Origin of the sequence: Pseudomonas marginalis, assembly GCF_001645105.1 — a bacterium.
In the GTDB taxonomy this organism is placed as follows: domain Bacteria; phylum Pseudomonadota; class Gammaproteobacteria; order Pseudomonadales; family Pseudomonadaceae; genus Aquipseudomonas; species Aquipseudomonas petroselini.
This window is the reverse complement of sequence record NZ_LKEG01000022.1, coordinates 63,211-83,340: the sequence shown is the minus strand read 5'-3', so window position 1 is coordinate 83,340 and position 20,130 is coordinate 63,211. Positions and strand designations below refer to the sequence as shown.

The 20,130-nt window shown below is 57.9% G+C and carries 18 protein-coding genes; 8 read left to right on the top strand and 10 right to left on the bottom strand.

The genetic code is table 11. The features are described from left to right. Positions 1–4: 4 nt before the first annotated feature. The gene (locus tag AO064_RS02860) at positions 5–475 is read left to right on the top strand and encodes a fimbrial protein (RefSeq protein ID WP_064052316.1); all 471 of its coding nucleotides are present in this window, start codon (positions 5–7) and stop codon (positions 473–475) included. Next, the gene (locus AO064_RS02855) at positions 472–960 is read left to right on the top strand and encodes a fimbrial protein (RefSeq protein WP_064052315.1); all 489 of its coding nucleotides are present in this window, start codon (positions 472–474) and stop codon (positions 958–960) included. Before AO064_RS02860 ends, AO064_RS02855 begins: the two co-directional genes overlap by 4 nt. Here AO064_RS02855 and AO064_RS02850 read toward each other — a convergent pair whose 3' ends face one another. The 4 genes from AO064_RS02850 to AO064_RS02835 all read right to left on the bottom strand — a co-directional run bounded on the left by AO064_RS02850 (position 961) and on the right by AO064_RS02835 (position 8,666). Beyond that, entirely contained in the window at positions 961–1,608 is a 648-nt protein-coding gene (locus AO064_RS02850) for a response regulator (RefSeq protein ID WP_064052314.1), read from the bottom strand. Next, entirely contained in the window at positions 1,608–4,523 is a 2,916-nt protein-coding gene (locus tag AO064_RS02845) for a hybrid sensor histidine kinase/response regulator (protein WP_064052313.1), read from the bottom strand. Before AO064_RS02845 ends, AO064_RS02850 begins: the two co-directional genes overlap by 1 nt. A 124-nt stretch (positions 4,524–4,647) precedes the next feature. Continuing rightward, positions 4,648–5,847 carry a response regulator cyclic di-GMP phosphodiesterase PvrR gene (pvrR, locus tag AO064_RS02840; RefSeq protein ID WP_064052312.1) on the bottom strand — a complete coding sequence of 400 codons (1,200 nt, stop codon included), beginning with the start codon at positions 5,845–5,847 and terminating at the stop codon, positions 4,648–4,650. Further along, on the bottom strand, positions 5,844–8,666 hold the full coding sequence (locus tag AO064_RS02835; protein WP_064052311.1) for an ATP-binding protein: 2,823 nt from the start codon (positions 8,664–8,666) through the stop codon (positions 5,844–5,846). Before AO064_RS02835 ends, pvrR begins: the two co-directional genes overlap by 4 nt. Positions 8,667–8,822: 156 nt before the next feature. On the opposite strand from AO064_RS02835, the gene AO064_RS02830 reads away from it, so the two are divergent. Both AO064_RS02830 and AO064_RS02825 read left to right on the top strand, forming a co-directional pair. Continuing rightward, positions 8,823–10,010, top strand: coding sequence for an MFS transporter (locus AO064_RS02830; protein WP_012722889.1), 1,188 nt, complete (start codon positions 8,823–8,825; stop codon positions 10,008–10,010). A 193-nt stretch (positions 10,011–10,203) separates the two neighbouring features. After that, the gene (locus AO064_RS02825) at positions 10,204–10,860 is read left to right on the top strand and encodes a Wzz/FepE/Etk N-terminal domain-containing protein (RefSeq protein ID WP_064052310.1); all 657 of its coding nucleotides are present in this window, start codon (positions 10,204–10,206) and stop codon (positions 10,858–10,860) included. A 374-nt stretch (positions 10,861–11,234) separates the two neighbouring features. On the opposite strand, the gene AO064_RS02820 is transcribed toward AO064_RS02825, so the two are convergent. Both AO064_RS02820 and AO064_RS02815 read right to left on the bottom strand, forming a co-directional pair. Continuing rightward, positions 11,235–11,456, bottom strand: coding sequence for a hypothetical protein (locus AO064_RS02820; RefSeq protein WP_046035094.1), 222 nt, complete (start codon positions 11,454–11,456; stop codon positions 11,235–11,237). 145 nt (positions 11,457–11,601) lie between these two features. Continuing rightward, positions 11,602–11,892, bottom strand: coding sequence for a DUF6124 family protein (locus tag AO064_RS02815; protein ID WP_064052309.1), 291 nt, complete (start codon positions 11,890–11,892; stop codon positions 11,602–11,604). 321 nt (positions 11,893–12,213) lie between these two features. Between AO064_RS02815 and AO064_RS02810 the strand changes: the two genes are divergently transcribed. Beyond that, a complete protein-coding gene (locus tag AO064_RS02810) occupies positions 12,214–12,456 on the top strand; it encodes a hypothetical protein (protein ID WP_064052383.1) in 243 nt (80 codons plus the stop codon). A 42-nt stretch (positions 12,457–12,498) separates the two neighbouring features. Here the strand turns inward: AO064_RS02810 and AO064_RS02805 are convergent, their stop codons facing one another. Then, complete coding sequence (locus tag AO064_RS02805) at positions 12,499–12,789, bottom strand: hypothetical protein (protein ID WP_244159459.1); 291 nt, start codon at positions 12,787–12,789, stop codon at positions 12,499–12,501. Between the two features lie 66 nt (positions 12,790–12,855). Between AO064_RS02805 and AO064_RS29960 the strand changes: the two genes are divergently transcribed. Next, positions 12,856–13,581 (top strand): LexA family protein, encoded by a 726-nt coding sequence (locus AO064_RS29960; protein WP_082893855.1) that lies wholly within the window; start codon positions 12,856–12,858, stop codon positions 13,579–13,581. A 23-nt stretch (positions 13,582–13,604) separates the two neighbouring features. On the opposite strand, the gene AO064_RS30615 is transcribed toward AO064_RS29960, so the two are convergent. Further along, positions 13,605–15,398, bottom strand: coding sequence for an NACHT domain-containing protein (locus AO064_RS30615; protein ID WP_167355305.1), 1,794 nt, complete (start codon positions 15,396–15,398; stop codon positions 13,605–13,607). A 449-nt stretch (positions 15,399–15,847) separates the two neighbouring features. Between AO064_RS30615 and dusA the strand changes: the two genes are divergently transcribed. Together dusA and tal are read left to right on the top strand one after the other, a co-directional pair. Beyond that, the gene (gene dusA / locus AO064_RS02790) at positions 15,848–16,834 is read left to right on the top strand and encodes a tRNA dihydrouridine(20/20a) synthase DusA (protein ID WP_064052306.1); all 987 of its coding nucleotides are present in this window, start codon (positions 15,848–15,850) and stop codon (positions 16,832–16,834) included. Between the two features lie 252 nt (positions 16,835–17,086). Next, entirely contained in the window at positions 17,087–18,013 is a 927-nt protein-coding gene (gene tal, locus AO064_RS02785; protein ID WP_012722872.1) for a transaldolase, read from the top strand. Between the two features lie 188 nt (positions 18,014–18,201). Here the strand turns inward: tal and rssC are convergent, their stop codons facing one another. Continuing rightward, on the bottom strand, positions 18,202–18,684 hold the full coding sequence (gene rssC / locus AO064_RS02780; protein ID WP_003172602.1) for an anti-sigma factor antagonist RssC: 483 nt from the start codon (positions 18,682–18,684) through the stop codon (positions 18,202–18,204). Beyond that, the gene (gene rssB / locus AO064_RS02775; RefSeq protein WP_064052305.1) at positions 18,684–19,865 is read right to left on the bottom strand and encodes a two-component system response regulator RssB; all 1,182 of its coding nucleotides are present in this window, start codon (positions 19,863–19,865) and stop codon (positions 18,684–18,686) included. The genes rssC and rssB overlap by 1 nt, the downstream gene beginning before the upstream one ends. Between the last annotated feature and the right edge of the window lie 265 nt (positions 19,866–20,130).

Here is a 20,130-nt window from a genome sequence, read left to right as displayed (position 1 = left end):
CGCCATGAAAACCTCACTGCTCGCCCTGGCGCTGCTCAGCGCCACCGCACAGGCCGCGGATACCGTGAACATCACCGTACGCGGCACCCTGACTCGTCCGCCGTGCGTGCTCAGCACCAGCACCACCCTCACCGCCGAATTTGGTGATGTACGCACCGACCAAGTGACTACGACCGCCACCCAGCCCATCCCCGTGCAATTGATTTGCCCGGCGGGCTCATCGATGAATGTCAGCTTCAGCGCCAATAACGGCACACATACGGCCACTGTCGCCAAAACCACCGTCGACAACTTGGGCGTGTCGCTGTTGTGGGCGGCCGACGATTCCTTGGCCAACCTCAACGGCACCACCAAGCGCTACACCAACCTGAGTGGCAACGTCGATATCAGCCTCAAGGCACAATTGATTGCGCGCGGGGCATTGACGCCCGGAGCCTTCAGTTCGTCCATGGTCATGACCATCAATTACTTATGAACAGGTTGCTTTGGATACTGCTGGCGATGACCGGCGCAGCCGCTGCCCAGGCAGCGGACCAAACAAAGGTCGACGTCACCGGCAAGCTGATCGCGCCCCCTTGCTCAGCGCGTTTTCCCAGTACGCAACAGGTGGACCTGGGCAACGTGAACCTCAACCAGTTGGCCGACGCCAGTGCCAGCGTCACCGACGTGCCGCTGGTGTTCGATTGCCAGCCCAACAGCCAAGTCAGCCTAACCCTCACGGCGGGCGTGGGCAGCGTTGACAGCCACACCCTGCTCACCAGCCGCCCGGCCCTGGGCTTGCAGCTTGGCTTGCTGAATAAAGGCGTGAAGGCTGATTTCAGCCTGGGAGAAACCGGCACCTGGCCGGTAACCGACGGACCGCTGGAACTGACCCTGCGCGTCAAGCCCGTGTCCGTGGGTGAACTGCCCGACGCGGGCAGCTACAGCGCAATGCTGTTGATGCACATCACCTACCGCTGACTACTGGAACTGCCGCGCCTCGATGCAATAGGTCAGCAACGCCTGGTCACTGTCCACGTCCAGCTTGCGCATGGCGGAGATTTTCTGCGCGCTGACGGTCTTGTTGCTGCGGCTCAGTTGCCGCGCGATATCGCTGACGCTCATGCCCGTCACAAATAAACGCAGCACCTCCATTTCCCGCGGCGACAGGCTCTGGAAGCGCTCCTGCACTTGGTACGCATTGCCCACCACCGACGTCGCCGCAGGCCTAGGCGCCTGGTAATTGCGCTGGGCACTGATGGCGCCCAGGGCTTTTTCGATTTCGTCGTGCAGGTGGTTTTTCTGGATCACGCCGGCCACGCCCAGTTCCTGCAAGCGGGTAAGAATCAGGCTGTTGGAAATCATGGTCAGCACCAGCACCTGGGTGTCGGGAAAGTGGCGCAGGATGTACTCGATCAGTTTCAGGCCATCGCCGTAGGTGTCATCACCCGGCATGTTGAAATCCGTGATCAGCACTTGCGGCCGATGCGCGCGCAACAGCTCGATCAACTGGCTGGAACTGACGGCCTCGCCCACCAGGCGATAACGTGAATCGCGCTGCACAATCTCGCGCACGCCCACCAGTACGATCGGGTGGTCGTCGGCGATCACAACGTTCATGTCTCGCATTATTCAGCTTCCTTGTTCTGGGCAGAAAGTTCTGCAAGCAAGCACTGCGCCACCGCCGTCAGCCGCGCGCACAACCCGCGGATCTGCGTGGCGGCGTGGTCATCCAGAGGGGCTTCGTACAGCGCGTTTTCCCATGCCTGACACGCACCGGATAAAACCCCGGCGCGCACGCTGGCCAGCGCACCGTTGAGGCTGTGCAGGCGCTGGCGCACCCGCTCGGTATCGCCGACGGCCAGGCCCTGCTCGATGTGCTGCACGTCCGCCAGCAAGGTGTTGCCCATCAATTGGCGCATGGCCGGGGACAACTCGATCCAGCCGTCGCGGTCGCGGTCCGTCGGGGGCACCGCCAAGGCATTTGCGCGGCGACAGTGCGCCATCAAGGCCTGGCGCAGCATGCTCATGCTCAACGGTTTGACCACCCAGGCGTTCATGCCCACCGCCAAGCAACGCTCGCCCTCCTCGCGCAGGGCATTGGCGGTGACGCCGATAATCGGCACCTGCACGCCCTGTTCACGCAGGGCGCGGGCCAGGTCGTAGCCGTTCAGGCGCGGCATGTTGATGTCGGTGATCACCAGGTCGAACGGCTGCGAGCCCCAGATTTGCAGGGCGTGTTCACCGTCGCGCGCCACGGTGGCTTGGGCGCCGAGGGCTTCGAGCTGTTCCTGCAGCACGGCTTGGCTGACCGGGTTGTCTTCGGCCACCAGCACCCGTACGTTCAGGCACGGCGCATCAAGACACGGCGGTGCAAACTCAGGGCTGGCCAATGAAGGGGCGCTGTTAACAATCGGCAAGGTGATGAACAGCGAAAAGCTGCTGCCCAGCCCAGGCTCACTGACCACGCGCATGCTACCGCCCATCAGCTCGCTCAGGCGCGAACAGATCGACAAGCCCAGGCCTGCGCCGTTGCCATCCTGGCCGTTGGCCACTTGGTAGAACGGCTTGAACAACTGGTCCAGGGCTTTTTCCGGAATGCCCACGCCGGTGTCGGTGACCTGCCATTGCAGGGCGACTTCATCCGCGAGCAGCGCCTGTACGGTCAACCGCAAACGCACGCGCCCCGACTCAGTGAACTTGATCGCATTGCCCAGCAGGTTATGCAGGATCTGCCGGATACGCCCCGCGTCGCCGAGCAATTGGCAGGGCACTTGGGGGTCGATCTCCGCATCAATCTGCAAGCCCTTGTTGCGCGCCGTGGCGGTAAAGCCCAGCACCGCTTCCTCGACCAATTGCTGCGGGTTGAAGGGCGCCGCTTCCACGGCCATTTGCCCGGACTCGATCTTCGACACGTCCAGAATATTGCTGATCAGTTGGAACAGCACGGTGGAAGAGCCCTGGATGATTTCCAGGTACTGGCGCTGGCGCTCGCTCATGGCGGTCAGGGCCATCAGTTCCAGGTTGCCGAGCACGCCATACAGCGGTGTGCGGATTTCGTGACTCATGGTGGCCAGGAACACGGTCTTGGCTTCGTTGGCGGCGGTGGCTTCCTGACGCGCCTGGTCGAGCAGCAGCGCTTCGTCCACATGCCGGGTGATGTCGTTGCAGCCGCACAGAAACACGTCTTCGCCCTCGTAGCGCGCGGCAACCACCACCACCTGCAGGTAGCGCCCCTGTACGGCCAGGCACATCTCGCCGGGGGTGTCCGGGCCGTTATTGGCGCGGAGTACGTCCACCAGCGGCGCGGTGCCGCCCAGCTGCAGGGCACGCTGGTTTTCCAGCAGCAATTGGCAGTCGCTGCGCCGCACCACGCACAGGCCGGCCGGGGCGTTGTGCAACATGATGCGGTTGAACGCTTCGCTCTCGAACAGACGCTCTTGGGCACGCTGGGCCGGGCTGACAATGCGGGTCTTGTACCAATGGTTGATCCACCAACCCAGCAGCACCGCCGCCAGAAATGTAAGGCCCAGGCCCAGCAGCGGCCATTTGGCGTAGCGCAGGAAATCCTGGTAGCTGATGGCGTACAAGCCGGTCCAGTGCTCGCCGCCCTCACTGATCATCTTGAAGCGCAGGCCCAGGCTGTTAAAGCTCAGCCCAAGTGGCGCCAAGTGTTCATCGCCAAGGCTGCCGAGCAATACATCGCCCTGAGGCGAGATCAGCGTGAACTGGTTGTAGACCGACAGTTGCAGCACCCGCTCGAACTCATCGACCTGAGACGTATCGACAACCGCCGCTAACGTCAGCAGGCCCTGAGGTTGGTTGGCCGGCAATACGGCGGCGGGCGCATCGAGGCCGATCATCGCGACGAGGCTGCGGGTGTTTGGATACAGCTGCAAGGGTGCGCGCATCCAGCGCACGCGCCTGTCAGTGAGCAACAGGTTTTGGCTCTGCTGCAACTGGTGCAAACGGCTCACCACGTCGCGGTAGCGCTCGCGCAACAACGGCTGATGCTGGCGCAGGCCGCCGATGCCAGGGACGGCCAGGCTGGCGACGTCATTGGGGGTAAACACGAACAGCTGCGGTGAGGCGTAGAACGAGCTGGCCCAATAGCCGCCGTAGTAGTCGGTCAATTGCACGCCAAACGCCAGCGCGCGGCGCGTGTCATCCGCCGTGAAATCCGCACCGTAAGACAACGTGAACGGCAACGACAGCGCGAAGCCCTTGGCCTGCACCACGACCTGCCCGGCCTCGTGCTGCAATTGCACGACCTGGGTGGATTGCACCACCGGCAGTGGCGGCGCATTGCTGCGGCTATAGCCGACCGCAACGTTGCGCAGGAACGCCTCATGCTCATGGATGATTTCCACCACGCGGGCGAAGTGAAACTCGACTTTTTCCTGTTCGGCATCGAGCAACCGCGACACCGCCCAGTAGCAACTGCTGGACAGCAACAAGGCGAGCCCGGTGAGCAACAACAGGGCTTTGTTCAGGCGCTGGGAACTTTGCGCGAGTTTATCCAGGCGCAAGCTTGCATGTTTCATCGTCAGTACCGCAGAAGCCTGAATCAGGACGTGGAGCCTATGCATGATCCCGGCATTGGCCAATAACGCCCGGCGAACCGGGCGACCCTTCCTTCGGGCTTCTTGACTGTGTGACCCTGGCCGCTCAGATAAGTGCTGGCGCAGGGCCATCTTCGATCAATAAAGCGCTGAATTTATCCGCCGTCACGCCCTGGGAGATCAGGAAACCTTGCACCTGGTCGCAGCGAATACGCCGCAGTACCGCCAGCTCCGCCTGTGTTTCAGCGCCTTCGGCCGTGGTGGTCAGCCCCAGCTTGCGGCCCAGTTCGACAATGCTTTGCAGGGCCGACGCCAGGCTTTCATTCTCGGCACAGCCGTGCACCAGCGAGCGGTCGATCTTCACTTCGTTGAACGGCGTGGAAACCAGGTTGAAGTAAGAGCTGAACCCCTTGCCAAAATCGTCCTGCGCCAAGCCAAAGCCCATCATGCGCAGGCGACATGCTCCAGCGTAGTAGCTACTGGGCAACCGTGTGGTGGAGCTTTCCATCAATTCGAAGGTGATTTGCCGAGGCTCGGCATCGCGCTGCTGAACCTGGGCCAGCAGGCGGTCGACCAGGTCGCATTGGTCAAGCAAGTGCGTGGGCAGGTTGATCGACACCGGCAACCGGTAGCCGAGCTGCGCCCACTGGGCCTGGGCGGTCAGGGACTGGGTGAGGATGCAGGTCAGCAGTTGGGTTTCCAGGCCCAGCCGCTCGATTTCACCGAGGAACTCACTGGGCAGCAACAACCCCTCCACCGGATGGACCCAGCGTGCCAACGCTTCGGCGCCGACGATGCGCCCGTCATGCAGGGACTTCTTGGGCTGGAACCAGGCCTGAATTTCACCGTTGGCCAAGGCGCGCACCAGGTCCTCCCGGGCCAGACCGACACCGCGATGGCAGCAGGGTGTGCGGGCCTGTTCGGCGAGTTTGTCGAGGCAATCGCGCAGGGTGCGCACCTGGGGCTCGCGCACCGGTTTGGAGATCAACCCCGCGACAGTGAGGCCCAGGTTATCCGCTACCTGGCCGGCGCCCACCAGCATGCGCCGCGAGGCCACGCTCATCAGTGCCAAGGCCGGTGGCGCCTGCAGGTGCGCCAGTTGCTGGATCAACTGCACGCCGTCCATGCCCGGCATCATCAAGTCGCTGAGCAACAGGTCATAGCGCTGGCGGGCCAGGCGCTGCAACGCGCTCGCGCCGTCCCAGACCACGTCGACGTCAAAGCCGCCGATGCCCTGGAACACGTTGATCAGGTACTCATGCTGAAAAGGATGGTCTTCCACAATGAGCACGCGATAGGCACTCAAAGCACGCTCCTCTGATAAGGCTGCAAGCACTGGTGAAGCACGCGCAACGTGAAGGGCTTGACCAGGCAGTGGTCCATGCCCGCGTTGAGGCAGCGCTCGGCTTCATCGAGCATGGCGTTGGCGGTGGCACCGATGATCGGCAAGGCGCAGCCCAGGCGCCGCAATTGCTCGGTGAGTTCGTAGCCATTCATGCGCGGCATGTTGACGTCGGTGAGAATCAAGTCGAACGCGGTTTCGCCCCACAGCGACAGCGCTTCAATGCCGTCGCCCGCGAGCACCACGGTGCAGCCGAGCTCTTCGAGTTGATCACGCAGGATCAACTGGTTGATCAGGTTGTCTTCAGCCACCAGCAGGCGCAGGTTGAGGTTGATCTCGGCCGGCACCTCGCAAGGCGTTGGCGACGGGTGTTCCTCGATACCCTGGGCGCGGCTGACCGCGCGATTGAGCGCCTGCAGCTGGTTCAGGCCGATCTGCCAGCAGGCACCCGGCCCTTGATGGACACCATGCTCATCGGCGGCCGCCATCACCCGAGGCCCGGACCAGCGCAGCCGTTGGCCGGGGTCGACCGGGCCGGGATACAGCTCCACCAGCACCGCGCCGGGGTCGGCCTCGACCGAGTGCGGCAGGCCCAATTGCGCCCGCGCGCCCCAACGCCGCAACCAGCCGCCAATGCTTTCGGCCAGCTCGCGTACCGGCGACACTACATAGACGCGTTCGCCCAGCAAGGGCAACGCCCACGGCTCATGCGCGTATTCGTCAACCTGCTCCAACGGCAAGGTGAAGGTAAAACTGCTGCCCAGTCCCGGCTCGCTGACCAGCCGCAGCGTGCCGTTCATCAGGTGCACCAGGCGCTTGCAGATCGACAACCCAAGCCCGGTGCCCGCCACCACATTGGCATTGCCGCTGGCCTGGAAAAACGGCTCGAACAAATACGGCTGATCGTGCGCCGCAATACCCTTGCCGGTATCGACCACTTGCCACTGCAACAGGGCGCGCTCGCCTTCGCGGCTCTCCAGGCGCAAGCGCAATACGATGCGCCCGCTCTCGGTGAACTTGAGCGCATTGTTGAGCAGGTTATTGAGGATCTGGCGGATACGCGTGACATCGCCGCGCACCTGGTCGGGCAGTTGCGGATCTATGCAGGCAAACAGCTGCAAGCCCTTGCTCTGGGCGGCGCCCGCGTAGCCTTGAATCACCTCCTGCACCAGCTCCAGCGGGGAAAATACGCTGAGTTCGAGGGACAGTTGCCCTGCCTCGATTTTCGACACATCCAGCACATCACAGATCAGTTGCAGCAAGTTCGCCGACGAGCCTTCGATGGCATTCAGGTAGCCGCGCTGCTGGCTGTTGAGGTCGGTGCGGGCGAGCAATTCCAGGGTGCCCAACACACCGTAAAGGGGGGTGCGGATTTCATGGCTCATGGTCGCCAGGAACAACGTCTTGGCCTCATTGGCCGCATCCGCCAAGGTACGTGCCTGCTGCAAGGCCAGCTCCACCTGTTTGCGCTCGGTGATATCGCTGAACGCGCAGATCAACACTTCTTCACGTTGATAACGGGTGGGTGCGAAGCTCAGGAACAAGTGGCGACCGTCGGCTATTTGCAGCTCATCGGTGTTGCTTTGCTCGCCGGCGTGAAAGGCCCGGCGAATCCAGTCGTGGCACAACTGCTGGCGCTCCTGCCCGTTGCCCAGCCATTGGCGCGACAAGGGATTCTCCAGCACCACTTCGCCGTCACTGCGGCGCAATACGCACAAGGCCACCGGCGCGATACGAATGACCGCGCTGCTGAACGCCTCGCTTTCTACCAAGGCTTCGATGCGATTGGCCGCCGGGATGATCAGCCGCTGATCGATACGTCGCACCAGCCGCATCATCAACAGGCTCGCCAATGCGCACAGCAGCAGGCACACCAGCAGCGGCAACGCCAGGCTGGGCAGCAACGAACTCAGCTCCAGGCTGTAAACGATCTGCCATTGGGAATAGCCCAGGTGTTTGCGGATGGCCAAGCGGTCCGGCAACCAGCGACTGCCCTCCCAGCCGAAACTGGCCGTGGAATGATACTGGCGCAGCACCTGCGCCGCCGCTGGTTGATCGGGCGTGCTGCTGAAAATCAGCTGGCCTGCGGCGTCGAGCAACATGAAGTCGCCAGCCTTTTCATGCTGCAGGGCGTTGATCAGGTCCGGCCCATCGACCTCCAGGCCGAGCCAACCCGAGGTGGGGCTGCGGTCATCCAGGCGGGTAAAAATATACAGCGGCGAATCCAGCCGGCTTTGCTCGGTGAGCCACAGCTCGTCGCTGACCGAGACCTTGCCGGTATCGACCGCCATCAGTCGCTGCAACACCGTCTCCGGCACTGCCTCCGGTGCCGGGCCGACGGTGAACAGGCGCTCCACGCCAGGCTCGGCACGCTGGGCCACATAAATCAGGTTGACCTGGTTCGCCTCCAGGTAGTCGAGCATGCGCCGGGTCAGCCACAGGCTCCAGATATTGCCCGCCTCCCCCAAGGTGATATGCACTTCCTCGGCGGGCACGTTATTGAGGTTGCCCACGGGCGGCGTCACATGCGGCACGGTGGACAGGCCGAGGCTTTTCAACAGCGTCTGGCGGCTGACAAAAAAACTCTGCGCATCGGAAATCGCCTCATTCATGTAACTGCGCCGCAACGAAATCTCCTCGCTGAACGCAGCGCGCAAATAGCTGTAGGCGCCCGCATACACACCCAACACCAACGCCAGGGCGAACAGGCGCAGCAGCTTGCGGGCGGCCTTGGGCGTGGAGAAGGTGGCGTCGAGGGGTTGCAGGAAATGTTTGAGTTTCATCACCGCAAGCCTACGGAGCGCAAGGGAGCGGGAGAATAAGACGGATCTCAAAGCGCCATTGAACTCTGCCGCCAAACGCTGTTCTAGACAGGTTCGCCGCGGCGTGCGTAGCATCCGCGGCGGTCTTTCGTGTTATTCATTCCAACAGAGCGATCCATGTCTATCCACCAAACTCCCGGGCACGTGCTGCCCGCGCGCAGTGCCGCCAAAATGGAAGCGGCCATGGCCGTGGGCGCTTTCGCTATCGGTACTGGCGAATTCGCCATCATGGGCCTGATGCCCGACATCGCGCAGAACCTGGGTTTAAGCGAACCCCAGGTCGGCCACGCCATCAGCGCCTACGCCCTCGGCGTGATGGTCGGCGCGCCGTTGCTGGCCATCCTTGGCGCCAAGCTGCTGCGCAAACACATGCTGCTGTTGCTCATGGGGCTGTATGCCCTGGGTAACCTGGCGACCGCGTTTACCCCCACCTTTGGTTCGCTGGTGGCCTTCCGCTTTATCAGCGGCCTGCCCCACGGTGCTTATTTCGGGATTGCCGCGGTAGTGGCGTCCAGCATGGTGCCCAACGATAAACGCGCCGGCGCCGTGGCCCGCGTCATGCTGGGCCTGACCCTGGCCATGCTGCTCGGCAACCCCATCGCCACCTTCCTCGGCCAACACCTGGGCTGGCGTTCGGCGTTTGCGTTGGTGAGCGTGATCGCCCTGTGCACCATCGCCCTGGTCTGGCAGTTCGTGCCGCACCGCCACGACGAACAACGCAGCGACCCGCGCAAAGAACTGCGCGCCTTCACCAAGCCTCAGGTGTGGATGGCATTGTCGATCGGTGCGATTGGGTTTGCCGGGATGTTCTGCGTGTTCAGCTACCTGGCGCCGACCATGCTCGAAGTGACCAAGGTGTCGCCACAGTGGATTCCGTTCGGCCTGGCCGCGTTTGGCGTGGGTGGGATTATCGGCAACATCGCGGGCGGCAAACTGTTTGATCGCATGCAGTTTCGTGCGGTGGGCCTGATATTGGTGTGGTCGATCGCCGTGTTGCTGTTCTTCCCCTTCGCCGCGTCCTCACTATGGGGCGTACTGCTGAGCATGGGCCTGGTCGGCACCATGGTGTCGTTGGCTGCGCCGTTGCAAATCCGCCTGATGGATATTGCCCACGAAGCACCGAGCCTGGCGGCGGCGTCCAACCATGCGGCGTTTAACCTGGCGAATGCGTTGGGACCGTGGTTTGGCGGGATGGCGATTACGGCGGGGTTGGGATGGACGAGTACCGGTTATATCGGTGCGGTCACGGCGTTGGTCGGGCTCGGGGTTTACCTCATCGCTCGTCGGATGCACGGCGGGCAATGAGCTACTGCCATATGAACGATTGTGCCGTAGAAATGATCCTAAGACTGGCGTACTGAGTCGGCGCGACTCTGAGTGTAGAGGCCCGCCGAACACACTATACAAGAACTATTCGCATCTAATACGAAGCGTACTTTTACGTGGCGCATTGTGTTTTTTTCTCTACAATTTGGGAACGCAAATAAAGGAATTTTTCGTGAGCAGTCCAACGAATTCAAACGCCCGTCCCCATGATGATGAAATAGATTTGATTCCGCTTATTCAGACACTGTGGAATAGCAAGATAACGATTATTGCAACCACCGTGGTGGGCGCGGTTGCCGCATTGACGCTCTCTGCGACCTCGCCTGAACAATGGACTGCCAGCACTTACATCACTAAGCCATCCCTCTACAGCTTATATAAAGAAATCAATGAAAAGGACGCGCCCGCCAAGGCGAGCCCACTGTCATTGGAAACCAAGCTGTACAGCACCATACAGAATGATATTTTCTATTCCGCCATGGGCATCATGGCCGCTAAATCCGTTGCCCTCAAAGACGCCCCTCCTAAATCGGGCGGGAATGAGCCAATAATTTATGTAGCCTCGACCACCGCGACGACGGCAGCATTGGCGTCTGCCCAGCTGAAATCCGCAATGGAGACAGCCAATACCGAAGCTATTGCGCTTAACTTACCGGCATTGGCTGCAGGGAATACGTTAAAAGCATTTAACACCCTTGATGAAATACAAACCTCCACCCAAAAAACCACCAAAAAATTCGCTTTTCTAGGCGCCTTTTTAGGGTTGGTGCTCGGCAGTATTTTTGTACTCGGCAGGTTCTTCATTCGACAATACAAACAGTCGAACTGAGCACCCGCGACGCTATAGGAGTTCTTCAGTCAGGAAACAAACAATGCAGACCAGCACGGAAACAATAACAACAATAAACAATTTCGCGGAAAATGTTGTTTTCATCAAGGGTACTTTAAGAAAGTAAAATAATGGCCTAGCGCCATTATTGCACCGTGTCTGGCTTTTTTCACGGTGATTTTTGCTGAAAGCAACACACGTCCCTCTCCCGAGCTAGGGAGCACCAGCATCCACTCCTCGACTGAAGGAAAAATCCGCCAACCCCGTGCCCGACGCGAGATTTTTCATAAAGGCACTGTCGTCACCACTTAACCCAGCCCCCTGTGGCGAGGGAGCTTGCTCCCGCTGGGCTGCGCAGCAACCCCAGTGCGACCTCAATCGTCGTGCAGTAACCCCGAACCATACTCACCATAACTACTGCCAAGCCCACTGCCGCCAAAATTCATCTTGGCGGCTTTGCTGGGGCTATGGTCACCAAACGCCTGGCATCCGCCCGAAAAGCACGGGTCGCTGTTCACGTTCGACGAACTCGACGAGCAAGCGCCCAAGAGCAATGTGCCGGCGATCATCATGGCTTTGGCGAGGTTTGAGATCATGTTTTCAGTTCCCTGTGGACTGGAGGCGCGGGCGTCCTCTCTTGAAGAGGATCGTAGACCTCAAAAGCGCCGGGAATGATGAAACTTGGCGGGGTGACAGGATGGGTTCAGGTTGCCGCCTTGGGTAAGGCGGCGGGGTTGAATGTCAGGCTGTGGCCAGGATGGCGGCAGGTGCAACTTGCTCCTGGGCTCGGTCGATGAGCAGAGCGCTTAGGTCGATTAGCTGCTGGATGCCCAGGACGATGGCGCGGTGCGGGTCTTCGAGGTCGAACGCCAAGGTGGCGGCCATTTGGTTAGCAGAGGCGAGGTTTTCGGCGGTGTTGGCCAGGAGGGTTTCGGTGTCGATGTTGGGGCTGACTGAGAACAGGTTGCCGGTTGGGTGTTCGTCGGGAGAACTGTTTTGATCGACATAAGGATTGCGTGATTTGTTAGGCATGGGCGAATCTCCAAATGTTTTCGGGAGTTAAAACGCCTTAGCAATACGGACTTCCACCTCCGGCCGCTGGGTTTGCAGCGGCTTGAGGAGCTTAGTGATGGGTGGTCTGAGGGGCAAGCCGAAAGAAGAGTGGGAAGTTTTCCCCGAGTGCCCTCAGACCCAATCGATAAAAGAGCACCTGGGGGGACCACGATGCCCTGCATTGAGGTTACAAAGAAAACGTAAATGAACAACTTCTGGATACACCTCGCGACGACCTGCTGGTTCAAGCCAACGGTCCACGGTGTAAGGTGCCCACAACCATCCACCATCGAGGTCGCCATGACTGGCATCTCCCTAAACCTGCCGGAAAACCTGTCCAACTCTCTCGCCGACCTGACCAAAACCACCGGCCAGACTGCGACCTACATGGCAATGGACGCTCTTCGCGACTACATCGAGCATGAAAAAACACTGACCACTCAGATCGAGTTGGCAGTGAAAGAAGCCGACCAAGGCAAATTCGCGACCGAAGACCAAGTGGCAGCCATGCGCGCTAGGCGCTGGAGTCGGAAGGAGGGTTGAGTCGCTTGAAAAAGCACTCAAAAATCTGGAAGACGAAGCGAATTATATCGCTCTCGAAAATCCAACGGCAGCTTTCTGCGGGGCCGATGCGTTAAGCAGCCAAGCAGCGTCAAACGCATTGCCCTTTTGCTCTGCAGCGGTCGCCAAAAGTTTTGCGTAGTGGGTTTCACCGGTGTAGTCGGTGCGTGGAAGGCTGGCAGGAAAGCGCCATTTATTGAGTGCTTGGTAACTCCTGTCACATACCTTGGCGGCGTCTCCGATGCCGCCTACTGCTTCAAATGCGAACGCGATGGCGTTCGAAAAATCTGCGGGGTCCAATATGGCAACCTCCATTTATCAACTCGCGATTGATATTAACATCAACTGACTATTGCGAACCTCCTGTGAGAGTACCAACTCATGGTTGATAAGAACGAGCTACGGGCAGCTTTCACGGCGCGCCTTCACGAACCACTCGACGACGCTGGTGTACGCACTCGAGGTCGTGGTGCGGATATTCATGCACATTTGGTGAAGGTTGGGGCTGAAAGAAGTCCCCAGGCCGTAAGCAAGTGGCTGAATGGTGATTCAATACCAGAGGCAGACAGCTTGGCTGTGCTGTGCTCGTGGCTAAATGTCAGGCGAGAATGGCTGCAGTACGGGGTACTGCCGAAAGAGCAGACTGGCGAGAGCAATGTCCATCAACTTGGCGCAGGTATTGAGAGTAATGTCAGACAGCTGACTAGGCGCTTTGGGAAGGTCCCATTGATTTCATGGGCCCAAGCCGGTGCATGGTGCGAGTCGAACTTTGAACAGCATGATGGAGAATCGTGGCTGTCCTGTTCCGTAACTATTAGCGAAAGTGGCTATGCGCTGAAAGTGCTTGGCGACTCCATGACAAATCCAGGAGCAGGCGAAAGTTATCCTACGGGATGCATAATCTTTGTAGATCCAGAAGTTGAGACCAAAACCGGTGACCGTGTGATTGCCAGAGTCCCACGCACAAATGAAGCCACATTTAAAATTTTAGTCGAGGACGCCGGCCGGCAGTTCCTTAGACCTATCAATCCGCAATATCCAATCATTGATATTACGGAAGAGACGCATATTTGCGGAAAAGTAGTCGGGTCCTTCATTCCTGAATAAACACGGGCATAGCAAACGTTTTACTATTTGCTCCCATCCAACAGGTCAAATAGGCTTTTTGCGTGATTTGAGTGTTTCTCTTTGAGCTCCTTATATAGATTAAACGCAGTCGTTAAGTAATTAATCCCATAAGAGGTTTCAGAATCACGAAGCAGTTTCAATACTTTTGGCTTCTCCCTCAAATTAGAAAACCGAAAAGAGAAATAATCTCCCTCCCCATTCAATTCCTTAAAAACAGCATCAGAAAGCGCGCGATACACTTCAGATGGAGCTTTACTCCATCTCCCACAGATAGTGACGGCGGTACCAATTATACCTAGAGCAATCCTTCGCTTACTTGAATCATCCATATGAAACATAAATGACAACTCGTTCTTATTTGCCTGGACCATCTCATACGATTTGCGAAGAAATTCAAAATGAGATTTATGCGTTACTTTGCTCACCACTCCAATATCTCTAAACGCTTTTTCCAAGTACGGAATTAACAAAACCCTTTCGACCAACGCAGGGTTTTGCTCGTACAGCAATGCAATAACGCTATCACTTCCGGTCGGCTCCCAAAAGCGATCTATAAGCTTAGTCTGCACTTCCAAGCTCTCACCAAGAATGTATAGCGATACAAAATACTCTTGAAATGACCTATGCGAATACGCCACCTGCAGCCCATCTTCGACGAGCATGCAGGTCGCTCCCAATAGATCGCTCAAAAAATCCTGACGATCAAAATCGGCGCCAAGGCGCTTTTTACTTTCCTCGATGAACTCTAAACAGTCCACCTTCGACATTCTGAAAATTCTATTATCATAAGTGAGTAATGAGAACAAAGAAAAAACCTTAGAAAAGTCAAGAATATCTAAACTAGTCGATCTACTCCGAGAGTACGCACCTTTAGTGGCATCGTGCTTTTGAAAAAGAGCCTCATAAGCCTGGCTATAAAAAACACTTAACTTTGACGGAACCTCTGCATTTTGGTGATAAGTCAGTAACATGATAGATAAAAGCAAGGGATTTGATAGAAAGGACTGGTGCTCCTCATATAGCCTCTCATCTAATTCCCTAAGAAACTTGTCTTTCACCTCCTTTTCTACTGGTAGTTTTTTCACTAATGAAATAGCTGCTTTCTTGCTAAGCGGCTCAACTGAGAAAACACTAAATTGATTCCATCCATTAAATCTTTCGTCAGGCCTTGATGAAACTATCACTGGACAACCGGAATAACGCAATGAAATCTCTTTAATATAGTCACCGACTTCATTCCGGCGGGGCTCAACCAACTCATCGAACCCATCAAACAAGAAGCAAAAATTACCGTACTCCATTGAACGGCGAACAAAGCTTCCTCCGACATCAAACCCTCCATTTTCCAACGTATAAAATACATGTTCATCAACGGTTCTTACAGAGTCATTCAAATCCCGCAACTCAATCAAAACAGGCACAAACCTCATCTGTTTGATACAGTCGAGAAACAAATGACGCATAAAAACTGATTTACCACACCCCCCAGTACCTGCTATAACGATTCGATCACTTTCATTCACGCAGCGTGAAATTCCAGGATTTTCTAAATACACCCCCCCACACGAAATTGTCGTCGAAACATAATAATCGTAGAAATCAGCGGGTTTATCTAATACAAAAAAAGATTTTGTTTTAGAAAGCTTACTTCGTGCATTCAATATATATCTTTGATAGGCCTGACCAATTTTTATTTTTCTCTTTTCATCATGAGACTCATACAACCCTCGGCCGAAGTTGAATAAATTTTCAAGTTGAGAATTTAGTAATTCTACAGCTATTTCCGCCTGGCTCATTCCAAACATCCCTTTTGAAAAATCAGGATGGCAGACTGCCACCCTCAAAAATTATGAAAATATACTCCAACGAAGAGAAAATTTTCACCCGCCCTGAAAAATCAACAGTCGGTTGTTGATTTTAGCCAGCCAATGGTTGATGTTTGCCTCGCTCTTCCACCACAGAGCGAGGCAACACCATGCACATCACAGCCACCCTGCACGTCCACCCGGCGGCCGCTAACCCCTCCCGCATCTTCGAAATCCGCCGCCTGGCACAAGACTTGGGCTGCACCTTCATCGGATATTAGGGTCAGACCACGATATGTGATGCATTGGCCGCCTACAGATACTGAGAGTATTCCGACAGCGTCTCCGGTTAGACGTGTTAAATGGCACAGCCCCCCCCAACACCCAATACCCATCCCTGATAAACTACGTCCTATTCGCCTCGCAAACTCAGATCCCCAATGCCCCTACAAACCGCCCCACTCTCCCGCCGCTTCTCCGTCGCCCCGATGATGGACTGGACCGACCGCCACTGCCGGTTCTTCCTGCGCCTGCTCTCCAAGCACGCGCTGCTCTACACAGAGATGGTCACCACCGGCGCAATCCTCCACGGCGATCACGACCGTTTCCTGCGCCACAACGAAGCCGAGCACCCGCTTGCACTGCAATTGGGGGGTAGCGTGCCCGCCGACCTGGCGGCCTGCGCACGTATGGCCGAAGCCGCAGGCTACGACGAAGTAAACCTGAACGTCGGCTGCCCCAGTGATCGGGTGCAGAACAATATGATCGGCGCGATCTTGATGGCGCATCCGGCGTTGGTGGCGGAGTGTGTGAAGGCGATGCGTGATGCGGTGTCGATCCCCGTGACGGTGAAGCACCGTATCGGGATCAACGGGCGGGACAGTTATGCCCAGTTGTGTGATTTCGTCGGGACGGTGAAGGACGCTGGCTGCACCAGTTTTACCGTGCATGCGCGGATTGCGATCCTGGAAGGGCTGTCACCGAAGGAGAACCGTGACATTCCTCCTTTGCGCTACGACGTGGCGGCGCAGTTGAAGCAGGACTTTCCTGAGTTGGAGATTGTGCTCAACGGCGGCATCAAGACGCTGGAGCAGTGCCATGAGCATCTGCAGACGTTTGATGGGGTGATGCTGGGGCGCGAGGCTTATCACAATCCGTATGTGTTGGCGGAGGTGGATCAGCAGTTGTTTGGCAGTGAGGCGCCGGTGATCAGTCGGGCTGAGGCGCTGGTGCAGTTGCGGCCTTATATTGCTGAGCATTTGGCGACCGGTGGCTCGATGCACCATATCACTCGGCATATTCTGGGGTTGGGCACTGGTTTTCCGGGGGCGCGCAAGTTCAGGCAGTTGTTGTCGGTGGATATTCATAAGGCGAGTGATCCGTTGGCGTTGCTGGATCAGGCCGGGGCTTTGCTGGAAGGGCGGTGAGTGTCCGTTCAGGTCCGGGGTGACTGGCCTGCCGCTATCGGGGCAACCCCCTCTCACATTTGGATTGTGGTGGTCATGCGGTGATTGGGTTGAACCTGCCGACTGTTTTGCCCTCCTATCTTGCAGCACGGCCGGTCATTCAAACGGCTGTTTTCAGGTTGTTGCCCTCGCAAACGATCGAACGCATTTGCGCCCTTGAGCGCCTGTCGGCGCTCGGGTAATGTCATCAGACCCACAGGACAGAGCACGCCCATGACTTCCAAGCTGGAACAACTCAAGCAATTCACCACCGTCGTAGCCGATACCGGCGATTTTTCTACCCTCGCCAAGCTCAAACCGCAAGACGCCACCACCAACCCTTCCCTGCTGCTCAAGGCTGCTTCGATCCCAGGCTATGCCAAGCTGCTCGATGAGTGCGTACAGGACTGCAATGGTGATGTAGGCCTGGCCAGCGACCGTTTTGCGGTGGCGGTGGGTCAAGAGATTCTCAAAGTGGTGCCGGGCCGTATTTCCACCGAGGTGGATGCCCGCCTGTCGTTCGACACTGACGCCGTACTCAAGCGTGCGCACCGTCTGATCGACCTGTACGACAAAGCCGGCGTTGGCCGCGACCGTGTGCTGATCAAGATCGCCTCCACCTGGGAAGGCATCCGCGCCGCCGAGCAGCTGGAAAAAGAAGGTATCCAGACCAACCTGACGCTGCTGTTCTCCTTCGCCCAGGCGGTAGCCTGTGCTGAGGCTGGCGTGTTCCTGATCTCACCTTTCGTGGGCCGTATCTACGATTGGTACAAAAAGGCCAACGGCAACGACTACACCGGTGCTGAAGACCCGGGTGTGCAGTCGGTGACGCGCATCTACAACTACTACAAGGCCAACGGCTACAAGACCGTGGTGATGGGTGCGAGCTTCCGCAACCTCAGCCAGATCGAAGAGTTGGCTGGCTGTGATCGCCTGACCATCAGCCCGGATCTGCTGGAAAAGCTGGCGGCGGATGAAGGCAAGCTGGAGCGTAAGTTGTCGCCAGGCCATGCCGGTGAAGCGCGGGTGCATCTGACTGAAGCGCAGTTCCGTTGGGAATCCAACGAGGATGCGATGGCGACTGAGAAGCTGGCGGAGGGGATTCGTCAGTTTGCTCGGGACCAGGAGAAGCTGGAAGCGCTGTTGTCGGCCAAGCTGTAAAAAGCGCAGGCGGCAAAAAGGGCGGTACCTTCGCGGGTACCGCCCTTTTTTTGCCTTTTGCCGGTCTCAAGCCGAGCAGCGTTCAAAGGTGGGAGGGGGCTTGCTCCCGATGGCGGTGGGTCAGTTATGAATTTACTGACTGTCACTCCGCCATCGGGAGCAAGCCCCCTCCCACAGTTGACCGTGGATCAGTGGCGTTCCAGCGCGTTCACGAGGTCGTGGAAGGCTTCACGGTTGGACTCGTTCAAGCCCATCAGGATCTTGTGCGCTTCCAGCACCTTGACCCGCACCACTTCCTCGGACTGGTCCTGGGACGGCAGGTCGGTCAGGCATTCCGGGCAGGGGATCGGGCGGTCAACGATGTTGAACACTTGGTCGAAGCCCATGGACTGCAGCAGACGGGTGATGTCTTCGTGGGTGGTGACGACCGTCGGCAACAGGCCAACCTTCTGCCGAGACAGAATGGACAACTTGGCCAAGAGACCCAGGGTGGTGCTATCGATGCTGCGGGTTTCGGTCAGATCGATCACGATCGCCGAGAAGTTCAGCGCTGTGAAGATCCGCTCAATCGTCGCATCCAGCGCCGAACACAAGGTCAGGCGCACTTCACCGACAAATTTCAGGACAAAGGTCCCGTCTTGCTCGGCGAATTGGATTCTTCCGGTACTCATCAAAGATTCCTGCTCAACACCAATAGGGCGATATCATCCGGCATCTCCCCTAGCGTGGCCAATCCAAAAACCTGCCGCAGGCCATCCAGGCTGCCGCCCGCCGACTTGACCTTTTGGGGCAAGGCGGCTTCTTTCTCTTTGAGTGTAGGCTCTGGAAGAAGGTCCAGGATACCGTCGGACATCAGCGTAAGGCTGAACGTCGGCGGTAACTCCAGAATGTGGTCTTCATAGGTGGCTTCATTGAACAAGCCCACCGGCAAACCACGCCCTTCCAGGTAACGCACACTGTCAGGAGTGTACAAAACCGGCATCGGCAGGTGACCGCCGATGCTGTAGGTCAAAAGACCGGTTTCTTCATCAATCACGCCGCCGACCATCGTCACGTGCTTGCCCAGCTTGCAGCTGATCAGGCCCCGGTTGATGTGGCCCAGCACCTGGGAGGGAGTGAACTCCGGCAAGGTGCCATTGCGTTTGGATTCGAACAGCAACCGTGTGGTCATGAACTTCAACAACACGGTGACAAAAGCAGAGGAAGCACCATGGCCGGATACATCGGCCAGGTAGAACGCGACACGCCGTTCGTCAACACGGAAGTAGTCGACAAAATCACCCGAGAGGTACAGCGACGGGATGATCTGGTGCGCAAACTGAAATTCGTCGATGGTCCAGGGGCTGACCGGCAGCATGTTCATTTGCACCTGGCGACCGGCGTTCTGGTCTTCCTGGAGCAGGTTGAGGCTGGCTTCGAGTTCGCGGTTGGCGGTTTCGAGCTTCTCGCGATAGCGCTGGTTCTCCACTAGCAGGCGGGCACGGTCCAGGGCACGGCGCACCGAGTGCTCCAGCACCGCCAGGTCTTCCAGGGGCTTGATCAGGTAATCGGCAGCGCCCAGGCGCAGGGCCTCGACGGCATCGTTCATCACGCCCGCGCCGGACACGACAATCACCGGGGTCTGCGACGCGCGCTCGGTCACCTGGCGAATCAGCTCGAGGCCGCCCATCTGGGGCATGCGCAGGTCGCAGATCACGAGGTCGGGCTGGTCGCGCTCGAATACCTGGAGACCCTGTTGGCCATTACTGGCCTGCAGGACGCTGAAGCCACTGTCTTCCAAATAGGCCGCGAGGCTCGCGCGCACTACTTCGTCGTCATCGATTATCAGCAGCGTGGCACTGGTTTTTTGCATGTGGGCAAACGGCGCCAGAATTAGGTTGGCGTAGGCGGCTCGGCAATGGCCGGACTCACGTACTGGATTCGCTTTCTAGCCTCTCTGTCCTACAAAGCGTTGGGATTTCGCCCATGCACAAAGGTAAAGCAGAGGTGCCCTTCTAAGGCGCAGACGGTACTCCCATCCGTGAGGGGTTTCAAGCTCATGCCGATGGTCGCCGGGCGTCTTTACATCGCAAATCACCGGGAGTTATAAGAACAGGCACGACCACAACACAAAGTAA

What these genes read in the sequence shown, in the direction of transcription:
- AO064_RS02860 (WP_064052316.1), top strand. Translation starts at nt 5, where the DNA reads ATGAAAACCTCACTGCTCGCCCTGGCGCTGCTCAGCGCCACCGCACAG.
- AO064_RS02855 (WP_064052315.1), top strand. Translation starts at nt 472, where the DNA reads ATGAACAGGTTGCTTTGGATACTGCTGGCGATGACCGGCGCAGCCGCT.
- AO064_RS02850 (WP_064052314.1), bottom strand. Translation starts at nt 1,608, where the DNA reads ATGCGAGACATGAACGTTGTGATCGCCGACGACCACCCGATCGTACTG.
- AO064_RS02845 (WP_064052313.1), bottom strand. Translation starts at nt 4,523, where the DNA reads ATGAAACATGCAAGCTTGCGCCTGGATAAACTCGCGCAAAGTTCCCAG.
- AO064_RS02835 (WP_064052311.1), bottom strand. Translation starts at nt 8,666, where the DNA reads ATGAAACTCAAACATTTCCTGCAACCCCTCGACGCCACCTTCTCCACG.
- AO064_RS02830 (WP_012722889.1), top strand. Translation starts at nt 8,823, where the DNA reads ATGTCTATCCACCAAACTCCCGGGCACGTGCTGCCCGCGCGCAGTGCC.
- AO064_RS02820 (WP_046035094.1), bottom strand. Translation starts at nt 11,456, where the DNA reads ATGATCTCAAACCTCGCCAAAGCCATGATGATCGCCGGCACATTGCTC.
- AO064_RS02815 (WP_064052309.1), bottom strand. Translation starts at nt 11,892, where the DNA reads ATGCCTAACAAATCACGCAATCCTTATGTCGATCAAAACAGTTCTCCC.
- AO064_RS02810 (WP_064052383.1), top strand. Translation starts at nt 12,214, where the DNA reads ATGACTGGCATCTCCCTAAACCTGCCGGAAAACCTGTCCAACTCTCTC.
- AO064_RS02805 (WP_244159459.1), bottom strand. Translation starts at nt 12,789, where the DNA reads ATGGAGGTTGCCATATTGGACCCCGCAGATTTTTCGAACGCCATCGCG.
- AO064_RS29960 (WP_082893855.1), top strand. Translation starts at nt 12,856, where the DNA reads ATGGTTGATAAGAACGAGCTACGGGCAGCTTTCACGGCGCGCCTTCAC.
- AO064_RS30615 (WP_167355305.1), bottom strand. Translation starts at nt 15,398, where the DNA reads ATGAGCCAGGCGGAAATAGCTGTAGAATTACTAAATTCTCAACTTGAA.
- dusA (WP_064052306.1), top strand. Translation starts at nt 15,848, where the DNA reads ATGCCCCTACAAACCGCCCCACTCTCCCGCCGCTTCTCCGTCGCCCCG.
- tal (WP_012722872.1), top strand. Translation starts at nt 17,087, where the DNA reads ATGACTTCCAAGCTGGAACAACTCAAGCAATTCACCACCGTCGTAGCC.
- rssC (WP_003172602.1), bottom strand. Translation starts at nt 18,684, where the DNA reads ATGAGTACCGGAAGAATCCAATTCGCCGAGCAAGACGGGACCTTTGTC.
- rssB (WP_064052305.1), bottom strand. Translation starts at nt 19,865, where the DNA reads ATGCAAAAAACCAGTGCCACGCTGCTGATAATCGATGACGACGAAGTA.